The sequence below is a fragment of the Streptomyces sp. NPDC052023 genome, assembly GCF_044548465.1.
GTDB lineage: Bacteria > Actinomycetota > Actinomycetes > Streptomycetales > Streptomycetaceae > Streptomyces.
This window is the reverse complement of sequence record NZ_JBIUBW010000020.1, coordinates 145,831-155,018: the sequence shown is the minus strand read 5'-3', so window position 1 is coordinate 155,018 and position 9,188 is coordinate 145,831. Positions and strand designations below refer to the sequence as shown.

Here is a 9,188-nt window from a genome sequence, read left to right as displayed (position 1 = left end):
GAACGGACGCTTCCTTTGTACTCACCCGAGATTCTCTCTCGCGGCTTTCCTCCGGGCGCTTCCCTTCGGTCTTGCGTTTCCGACTCTATCAGATCCTTTCGGCTCCGATTCCCCGTCGGCGGGGTTTGCCTTTCGGCCTCGCGGCCTTTCGACATTCACTACGTTAACCGATTCCCCCGCCCGATTCATAATCGGGGGCTGCGGATTCGAATTCAGGCATGCGAACACACCGGAAACGACCCCGCTGAGGGGTGCTCGTGAAGTAGTGGTTTGGCCGCTCCGGCTGCTGACGATCGCAGTACCCGGTTCAGCGGCTCGGGCTACATTACGCACCTTCCAGGGGCGCGTCAACTTCGGCGCCGCCTCGGAACGTGGGCCCGATACGGGCTCACCGTCGGGTCGTTGGCGATCCAGAAGCGCCAGGGGTGGGCCTCGCCGTCCCCTCCGTCACCGGCCACTCCGGTGCGTGGGCCGTTGCGTACCTGGTCAGAGGGGGCCGGGGTGCCGCTCAGCATGCGCAAGGGTGTGTCTCCGGAGGTGCAGGCGTCGGTGCCGTCCAGGGCGCGGTCCACCTCCAGGGCCGTGGCAAGGCGGGCCGGGCCTTTGGCCAGTTCCCTGTCGTTCCGGGCCGAGAGTCGACGGGTCCGGGCCAGCTCGGCGCCCTCGATGATCTCGCCGGCCCTGAGCAGCACGGCGCTCGCCGTGCCGTCCGGTCCGCAGACCAGGTTCATGCAGTGCCACATGCCGTAGGTGAAATAGACGTACACATGACCGGGCGGACCGAACATCACGTCGTTGCGGGGTGTGCGGCCGCGGTAGGCGTGGGAGCCGGGGTCGTTCGGGCCGTCGTAGGCCTCGACCTCTGTCAGGCGGAGGCTGATCGGACCATCCGGCGTCGTGCGCACGAGGGTGCGGCCGAGGAGGTCGGGGGCCACTTCCAGTACGGGCCGGTCGAAGAACTCCCGGGGCAGGGGCGTACGGTCGGAGGTCGCGATCATGCCGTCCGAGGGTAATGGAGACGGGCAGCGGCGGGCGGGGTGGCCAGAGGACGTTCGTCTTGCCAGGGTGGGTCCCGGAACCGGCCAGGGCCGGATCGCGTTGGTAGTGATCAGAGACGTAGTGAACGAGGGAGAGACATGGCGTTCAAGAAGCTGCTCGCGAGTCTGGGGGCCGGCGGGGCCTCGGTCGAGACCGTTCTGACCGAGATCAACGTCGTTCCGGGTGGCGTCGTCCAGGGCGAGGTGCGCATCCAGGGCGGGTCCGTGAACCAGCAGATCGAGGCGCTGTCGGTCGGACTGCAGGCCAAGGTCGAGGTCGAGGGCCAGGACACGGAGTACAAGCAGGACATCGAGTTCACGAAGGTGCGGCTCGGCGGTGCCTTCGAGCTCCAGGCGAACGCCGTGCACGCGGTCCCCTTCGGGCTGGACATCCCGTGGGAGACGCCGATCACGACGATCGACGGGCAGGCCCTGCGCGGGATGCACATCGGTGTGACCACCGAGCTGGAGATCGCGCGCGCGGTGGACTCCGGTGACCTGGACCCGATCAACGTGCACCCGCTGCCGGCGCAGAAGGCGATTCTTGACGCCTTCATCCAGCTGGGCTTCCGCTTCAAGAACGCGGACATGGAGCGCGGTCACATCCGGGGCACGCGCCAGAAGCTGCCGTTCTACCAGGAGATCGAGTTCCTGCCGCCGCAGCAGTACCGGGGGCTGAACCAGGTCGAGTTGAGCTTCGTGGCTGACGCGCAGACGATGGACGTCGTGCTGGAGATGGACAAGAAGCCGGGCCTGTTCAGCGAGGGCAGCGACACCTTCCGCTCGTTCCAGGTGGGGCTGCACGACTACCAGGGCACCGACTGGGTGGCCTATCTCAACCAGTGGCTGTCCGAAGTCGGCAGCAAGCGCAACTGGTTCTAGGCTCGGAAGTCACTGAACCATCCGATCAGGAGGTACCGAGGTGACCGAGCTCAAGAGGCGGCCGCTCCCCCACGACTTCCACCCGCCCGTGCCGTCGTTCACGGTGACGAGTGAGGACGTGCAGGAGGGTGCGACCCTCAAGGACGCTCAGGTCCACGCGGCCGGCAACACCTCACCGCAGCTGCGGTGGGAGGGCTTCCCGGCCGAGACCAGGAGTTTCGCCGTGACCTGCTACGACCCGGACGCCCCCACGGGGAGCGGGTTCTGGCACTGGGTCCTGTTCGACATCCCGGTCTCGGTGACGGAGCTGCCGGTGGGTGCGGGCAGCGGCAAGTTCGAGGGCCTGCCGGAGGGCGCGGTGCACGCGCGCAACGACTACGGCACGAAGGACTTCGGGGGTGCCGCGCCGCCGCCCGGGGACGGGCCGCACCGCTACGTGTTCACGGTGTACGCCGTGGACCAGGAGAAGCTCGGTCCGGACGCGGACGCCAGTCCGGCCGTCGTGGGGTTCAACCTGCGGTTCCACACGCTGGGTCGCGCCCAGCTCATCGGTGAGTACGAGGTGCCCGCGGAAGCCTGACGTTCACCGAACGTTTGCCCGTCTCTGGTCTGGGAGTGATCGGAGGCGGGCATTTTTGTCGCCAGGGGGACACGGGGTCTTACCTCGTGGAGCAGCAGATATTGCGTTGTCCATCTCGGCGTGCCCGGCCAGAGTTGATCCCAGCCTGCCAAGGGGTGGGCCGGGTGCACACGGGAGGTGGGCTGGTATGCGGGACACGCTGGTGCTGAACGCGAGTTTCGAGCCGCTGTCGACGGTGACGTTGAACCGAGCCGTCGTTCTGGTGCTTCAGGACAAGGCCGTCGTCGAGCAGGCCCACCCCGAGCTGCGCATGCGGGGAGCCGCGGTCGACATACCGGCGCCCCGGGTCATCAGGTTGTGCAGGTATGTGCGGGTGCCGTTCCGAAGACAAGCGCCGTGGTCGAGGCGGGGTGTACTGGTGCGGGACAGGCACAGGTGCGCGTACTGCGGTCGTCGGGCGACGACCGTGGACCACGTGATGCCGCGGTCCCAGGGGGGTCAGGACACGTGGCTGAACACGGTGGCCTCGTGCGCGGAGGACAATCACCGCAAGGCGAACCGGACGCCGGAGGAGGCGGGGATGCCGCTGCTCCGGGAGCCGTTCGAGCCGACGCCTGCGGACGCGATGCTTCTGGCTCTGGCGCAGGACGACTACGAGTCGTTGCCTGAGTGGTTGGCGTCGGCTGCGGCTTGAGAGGTGCGGAGGTTCGCCGGCCGGCGGCACGGTGTGGCTGACCGCGCGGTTCCCGGCGCCCCTGGAGACCAGGGCGCCGGGGCCGAACCACGTACAGAATGAGCCGTCAGTCGATGCTCGGCCGCTCCCGGCGTTCCGTGCCCGAGCCGGTGCCGTTGTCCGAGGAACCCGAACCGCCGGTCCTCGGGGCAAAGTTGCCCATGGCCCCGGAGAGGCCCTTGAGGGCGTCGCCGATCTCGCTGGGCACGATCCAGAGCTTGTTGGCGTCGCCCTCGGCGATCTTCGGCAGCATCTGGAGGTACTGGTAGCTGAGGAGCTTCTGGTCCGGGTCGCCGGCGTGGATCGCCTCGAAGACCGTACGCACGGCCTGGGCCTCGCCCTCGGCGCGCAGTGCGGCGGCCTTGGCCTCACCTTCGGCGCGCAGGATCTGGGACTGCTTCTCACCCTCGGCGCGCAGGATCTCGGACTGCCGGACACCTTCGGCCTGGAGGATGGCGGCGCGCTTGTCGCGGTCGGCGCGCATCTGCTTCTCCATCGAGTCCTGGATGGACGTGGGCGGCTCGATCGCCTTGAGCTCGACGCGGTTGACGCGGATGCCCCACTTGCCGGTGGCCTCGTCCAGGACGCCGCGCAGGGCCGCGTTGATCTCCTCGCGGGAGGTGAGGGTGCGCTCCAGGTCCATGCCGCCGATGATGTTGCGCAGGGTGGTGACGGTCAGCTGCTCGATCGCCTGGATGTAGCTGGCGACTTCGTACGTCGCGGCCCTCGCGTCGGTGACCTGGTAGTAGATGACCGTGTCGATGTTGACGACCAGGTTGTCCTGGGTGATCACCGGCTGCGGCGGGAACGGCACGACCTGTTCACGCAGGTCGATGCGGTTGCGGATGGTGTCGATGAACGGGACGACGATGTTGAGGCCCGCGTTCAGTGTCCGCGTGTAGCGACCGAAGCGCTCCACGATGGCGGCGCTGGCCTGTGGGATGACCTGGATCGTCTTGATCAGGGCGATGAAGACCAACACCACCAGAATGATCAGGACGATGATGACCGGTTCCATCGTCGCTCCCCGTACCCTTCTCCGCCTCGGCGCGTTCGGTGGATCCGCGCTCGGCGGATCCCTCTTGATGCAGATCTTATGGTTGTTGAAGATCTTGCTGGTCGAGTCTGACAGACCGTCGCACGGCAGGTGCGGTGTTCGGCCACCTTGGGGGCGGGCGAGGTCACATGACGATCGCCGTGGCGCCTTCGATGTCCACGACGTCGACCTCCTGGCCGACTTCGAAGACGTGGCCACTGTCGAGGGCGCGGGCCGACCAGACCTCTCCGGCGAGCTTGATGCGTCCGCCGGACCCGTCGACTCGTTCCAGTACGACGGCTTGTCTGCCCTTCAAGGCATCCACGCCGGTGGCGAGTTGGGGCCGCTGGGCGCGGTGCCGGTTGGCGATGGGGCGTACCACCGCGATGAGGGCGGTGGAGACGACGGCGAAGACCACGACTTGGGGGACGGCGTCACCGCCGAAGATGCCGTCGGTCGCCGCGGCCGCGAGGGCGCCCACCGCGAGCATGCCGAGTTCGGGCATCGCCGTGATCACGAGCCCGATGCCGAGCCCGGCCGCCGCGACCAACCACCACACCCACGCGTCGATTTCCACACGGTCATGGTAGGACCGCGGATCGTGCGCGGACAGGGCGCGATCTGGTTCGGGCGGGCTTATTGCCCTTGCCTTCGCGGGGACTTCACCGGCTCACGCCATCGGCAGGCCCTGGGCGGTCCAGCGCTCGCCGACCTGCTCGACGACGAGCGGGAGGCCGAAGCACAGGGAGAGGTTGCGGGAGGTGAGTTCGAGCTCCAGCGGGCCGGCGGCGAGCACCTTGCCCTGGCGGATCATGAGCACGTGGGTGAAGCCGGGGGCGATCTCCTCGACATGGTGGGTCACCATGAGCATCGAGGGGGCGATCGGGTCGCGGGCGAGCCGGCCGAGCCGGCGTACCAGGTCCTCACGGCCGCCGAGGTCCAGGCCGGCGGCGGGTTCGTCGAGCAGGAGCAGCTCAGGGTCGGTCATCAGGGCGCGGGCGATCAGGGTGCGCTTGCGCTCGCCCTCGGAGAGGGTGCCGAACTTGCGCTCCAGGTAGTCGGACATGCCGAGGCGGTCGAGGAAGGCGCGGGCGCGCTGCTCGTCGATGTCCTCGTACTCCTCCTGCCAGCCCGCCGTCATGCCGTAGGCGGCCGTCAGCACGGTCTCGAGGACGGTCTGGCGCTTGGGGAGCTTGTCTGCCATGGCGATGCCGGCCATGCCGATGCGGGGGCGCAGCTCGAAGACGTCGGTGCCGGGAGTGCCGAGGGTCTCGCCGAGGATGGTGGCGGTGCCCTTGCTGGGGTAGAGGTAGCTGGACGCGACATTGAGGAGGGTGGTCTTGCCGGCGCCGTTGGGGCCGAGGATGACCCAGCGCTCGCCCTCCTTCACCGACCAGGAGACCTGGTCCACCAGAGCCCGGCCCTCACGGACCACGGATACGTCCTGAAGCTCCAGAACATCGCTCATGAGCGCGTTGTCTCCCCTTGCAGTGTGGCCGGTCTCGGCTGTCGCGTAGGCCTGTGGCTCGGTCCGCCGCGCCGGTGGGCGCAGCCCTCAAGGAAATCTACGCCACCGGTCCGGCGGTCCATTCCCTCGGCCCGGTACTTAGGGTGGGAGCATGCTCTCGGAACCGCGCTCTGGACGCCTCGCCGCTTGGGGAAATGCCCTTTTTGTCGGACTCATTTCGCCGGACGAAGCCGCCCTCGCCATCGTCGGCGAGGACGCCGTGCACCGGGTGGACGGGCTGCCCGGTGAGGCGTCGCCCGTAGGGCTCACCCTGGCACTGGGCCGGCTGCGGGCGCTCGGGGTGAGTGGCCTGCGGGTCGCGCTGCCCGCGCCGGGGCATCCGCTGGGGCTGAGCGGGCCGCCGGAGTTCAATGCGCGGGCGCTGGCGGCCGAGGAGGCGGTGATCTGCCACGGCGGCGCGCTGGGGCTCGTACCCGAGGTGTACGAGGCCGGGCCCGACGGTGATGTACATGTCGAGGTCGTATGGCACTGCCTGCCCGTGCGGGAGGCGCCGCCGGCCGATGTGCCGTCGCTCGGGGAGGCGGAGCGGGAGCTGGCCGAGGCGCTCAGGGAGGCGACCGAGGTGCTGACGCGGCTGGACGTGGCCGCTTCGGGACCGGTGGCCGAGGCGGCCATCGACGCGTATCGGGCGCGGGCCGAGCGGGGGCGGGAGGTGCTCGCGCCGGGGTATCCGGGACGGGCCGTGCGGGTGCTGGAGCTGGCCCAGCGGATCGGGGTGCTGATCTCGGTGGCGTACGAGAACGGGCACGGGGGTGCGGTGAGCGCCTCGGAGATGGCGGCTCGGGCGGAGGTACTGCGGCCGGTGGAGCGGACGGCCCGGCGGGCGCAGGTCGCGGCGTACAACTCCGTGGTGGAGGAGCGGGAGCGGCGGTGAGGCCGCCCCGGGCTCCGGTGCCGGCGCCCGGGGGGCGGACGTCGCCGTGCGGCGCATGGCGAAGGGCGCCGCGAGCCGTCCCATGACTCGCGGCGCCCTTCGGTGCCCGACCGGCGTCAGGCGGTGAGGACGTGGGTCGGGAGCTTGCCCACGTCCTTCGGGCCGACGGCCGGTACGGCCGGAGCTCAGCGGTTGATGCCGAGGTTGCCGAAGGCGGGGTTCAGCACGCCGACGACGTTCACGCTGTTGCCGACGGCGTTCACCGGGATGTGCACCGGGGCCTGGACGAGGTTGCCCGAGACGACACCCGGCGAGTGCTCGGCCTTGCCGGTGGCCAGCGATCCGTCGGTGGCGGAGGCCATACCGGCACCGGCAGCCACCAGACCACCGGCCACCATCGTCACGGCCGCTGCCTTCTTCAGGTTCTTCACTTCGTAAGCCCTTCTGATGCGATTGCCACGGCCAGTCGCCGTAGCACGCACTGAAGAACGCCGGCGCTCCACGGAGGATGCGCCATCCGGGGGACATTCCCACGACGGTATGAATCTCAGCTCGGAGCGGAACCTTCCGTATTGCCGTACCGAGTGCTTTTCGGCCTGTTTCAGCCCGTCACGCCATGGCGAACGGCCCACAGTGCGGCCTGGGTGCGATCCGCCAGGTCCAGCTTCATCAGGATGTTCGACACATGCGTCTTGACGGTCTTCTCGGAAAGCACCAGCGCGCGGGCGATCTCCCGGTTGGAACGGCCGTCCGCTATCAGGCCCAGCACCTCGCGCTCCCGGTCGGTGAGTGAACCCGCTCTGCCCTGGCCGGAGTTGGCCTCCTCCTGCGAGAGCAGGGCGCCCGCCACCTCGGCCTGGAGCAGGATGTGCCCGGCGTGCACCGAGCGGATGGCGCCGGCGAGCGCGTCGGGATCGACGTCCTTGTAGACGTACCCGGCGGCGCCGGCCCGCAGGGCCGGGACCACCGTGCGCTGCTCGGTGAAGCTGGTCACGATGAGCACGCGCACGGGGTTGCCCAGCTCGCGCAGTCTGCGCAGCGCCTCGACGCCGTCCATGCCAGGCATCTTGACGTCCATCAGGACGACGTCGGGCTTCAGTTCCTCGGCCTGGGCGACGCCCTCGGCGCCGTCCCCCGCCTCGCCCACGACCTCGATGTCGTCCTGGACTTCGAGGAAGGTGCGCAGGCCACGGCGGACCACCTGGTGGTCGTCGACGAGCAGCACCCTGATTGCGTCAGCCACCGGGGACCTCCATCTCGATCGTGGTGCCCTTGCCGGGCGCGGACTCCACCGTGAGCCTGCCGCCCACTCCGCCCGCCCGGTCCCGCATGGAGACCAGGCCGAGGTGGCGTCCGGCACGGCGGATCGCCCGCGGGTCGAAGCCGCCGCCGTCGTCCGTGACCCGCAGGACCGCGCCGCCGTCGCACCTGGCCAGCGTCACGCCGACCCGCTCGGCCCCCGAGTGCCGCAGGGCGTTGTGCAGGGCTTCCTGGGCGACGCGCAGCAGGGCCTCCTCCTGGGCGGCCGGCAGGGCGCGCACGCCATGGGCGGTGAAGGTCACGCGCGCGGTGTGCGCGCGGTCGAGGACCTGCACCTGGGTGCGCAGGGTGGCCACGAGGCCGTCCTCGTCGAGGGCCGCGGGGCGCAGCTCGACGACGGCGGCGCGCAGCTCGTCGGCGGCCTCGGCGGCGAGCGCGGCCACCTGTTGCAGTTCGCCCTTGGCGCGGGCCGGGTCCCGGTCGACCAGGGCGCTGGCGGCCTGGGCGGTCAGGCGCAGGGAGAAGAGTTTCTGGCTGACGGCGTCGTGCAGTTCGTGCGCCAGCCGGGAGCGCTCCTCGGCGATGGTGAGCTCGCGGCTGCGCTCGTAGAGCCGGGCGTTGGTGAGTGCGATCGCGGCGTGCTGGGCGAGGATGGCCAGCAGCTCCTCGTCGTCCGCGGTGAAGCCGCAGGTGCCCTCCGCCTTGGGACAGTTCTTGTTCGCGAGGAAGAGGGCGCCGATCACCTCGTCGCCGTCGCGGATGGGCAGGCCAAGGAAGTCGGCGAGGTCGGGGTGGGCGGAGGGCCAGCCTCCGAAGCGGGGGTCCGTACGGACGTCGGCAAGGCGCTGCGGCTTGGCGTCGCGGAGCATCGCCGCGAGGACGCCGTGCTGGCGGGGCAGCGGGCCGATCTGCTTCCACTGCTCGTCGCTGACCCCGTCCACCACGAACTGGGCGAAGCCCCCGTGGTCGTCCGGGACGCCCAGCGCGGCGTACTGCGCGTCGAGCAGCTCGCGGGCCGAGGCCACGATCGTCTTGAGGACGTCGCGGACCTCCAGATGCCTGCTCATGGCCAGCAGCGCGGAGCTCACCGCGGCGAGGCCGGACCGGGGACCTTGACTCATGGCTCCACGCTACCGGCGGGGGGTGACAGTGCGGATCGGACCGCTGACGGCAGCCGCCTAGGCCGCTGGGCCTAGGCCCGAGGTCGCGGCCCCGTGGCGTAGGTCGAAGGGCCCCGCCGCTTTGCGGCCCGCGTCCG

Annotated in this window: 11 protein-coding genes; 4 read left to right on the top strand and 7 right to left on the bottom strand. The window is 69.9% G+C overall.

Going from position 1 to position 9,188, the window contains the following annotated elements:
• Window positions 1–347: 347 nt before the first annotated feature.
• The gene (locus tag ACIHCM_RS30695) at window positions 348–998 is read right to left on the bottom strand and encodes a DNA-3-methyladenine glycosylase (protein ID WP_399902907.1); all 651 of its coding nucleotides are present in this window, start codon (window positions 996–998) and stop codon (window positions 348–350) included.
• Window positions 999–1,136: 138 nt separating this feature from the next.
• On the opposite strand from ACIHCM_RS30695, the gene ACIHCM_RS30690 reads away from it, so the two are divergent.
• From ACIHCM_RS30690 to ACIHCM_RS30680, 3 genes are all read left to right on the top strand, one after another.
• Window positions 1,137–1,919 carry a sporulation protein gene (locus tag ACIHCM_RS30690; protein WP_399902904.1) on the top strand — a complete coding sequence of 261 codons (783 nt, stop codon included), beginning with the start codon at window positions 1,137–1,139 and terminating at the stop codon, window positions 1,917–1,919.
• Between the two features lie 40 nt (window positions 1,920–1,959).
• Entirely contained in the window at window positions 1,960–2,499 is a 540-nt protein-coding gene (locus ACIHCM_RS30685; protein ID WP_399902901.1) for a YbhB/YbcL family Raf kinase inhibitor-like protein, read from the top strand.
• A 187-nt stretch (window positions 2,500–2,686) separates the two neighbouring features.
• Complete coding sequence (locus ACIHCM_RS30680; RefSeq protein WP_399902898.1) at window positions 2,687–3,193, top strand: HNH endonuclease; 507 nt, start codon at window positions 2,687–2,689, stop codon at window positions 3,191–3,193.
• 106 nt (window positions 3,194–3,299) lie between these two features.
• On the opposite strand, the gene ACIHCM_RS30675 is transcribed toward ACIHCM_RS30680, so the two are convergent.
• From ACIHCM_RS30675 to ACIHCM_RS30665, 3 genes are all read right to left on the bottom strand, one after another.
• Window positions 3,300–4,250, bottom strand: coding sequence for an SPFH domain-containing protein (locus ACIHCM_RS30675; RefSeq protein WP_399902895.1), 951 nt, complete (start codon window positions 4,248–4,250; stop codon window positions 3,300–3,302).
• 163 nt (window positions 4,251–4,413) lie between these two features.
• Window positions 4,414–4,845 carry an NfeD family protein gene (locus tag ACIHCM_RS30670; protein WP_399902892.1) on the bottom strand — a complete coding sequence of 144 codons (432 nt, stop codon included), beginning with the start codon at window positions 4,843–4,845 and terminating at the stop codon, window positions 4,414–4,416.
• Between the two features lie 93 nt (window positions 4,846–4,938).
• The gene (locus ACIHCM_RS30665; protein WP_399902889.1) at window positions 4,939–5,736 is read right to left on the bottom strand and encodes an ABC transporter ATP-binding protein; all 798 of its coding nucleotides are present in this window, start codon (window positions 5,734–5,736) and stop codon (window positions 4,939–4,941) included.
• Window positions 5,737–5,887: 151 nt separating this feature from the next.
• Between ACIHCM_RS30665 and ACIHCM_RS30660 the strand changes: the two genes are divergently transcribed.
• Complete coding sequence (locus ACIHCM_RS30660; RefSeq protein ID WP_399902886.1) at window positions 5,888–6,670, top strand: hypothetical protein; 783 nt, start codon at window positions 5,888–5,890, stop codon at window positions 6,668–6,670.
• Window positions 6,671–6,855: 185 nt separating this feature from the next.
• Here ACIHCM_RS30660 and chpE read toward each other — a convergent pair whose 3' ends face one another.
• The 3 genes from chpE to ACIHCM_RS30645 form a co-directional block, all read right to left on the bottom strand.
• Window positions 6,856–7,101: a chaplin ChpE gene (gene chpE, locus ACIHCM_RS30655; protein ID WP_393111314.1), complete on the bottom strand. Its 246-nt coding sequence runs from the start codon at window positions 7,099–7,101 to the stop codon at window positions 6,856–6,858.
• Between the two features lie 170 nt (window positions 7,102–7,271).
• The gene (locus tag ACIHCM_RS30650; protein WP_399902882.1) at window positions 7,272–7,913 is read right to left on the bottom strand and encodes a response regulator; all 642 of its coding nucleotides are present in this window, start codon (window positions 7,911–7,913) and stop codon (window positions 7,272–7,274) included.
• Entirely contained in the window at window positions 7,906–9,051 is a 1,146-nt protein-coding gene (locus ACIHCM_RS30645; RefSeq protein ID WP_399902880.1) for a GAF domain-containing sensor histidine kinase, read from the bottom strand. The genes ACIHCM_RS30650 and ACIHCM_RS30645 overlap by 8 nt, the downstream gene beginning before the upstream one ends.
• Window positions 9,052–9,188: the final 137 nt, after the last annotated feature.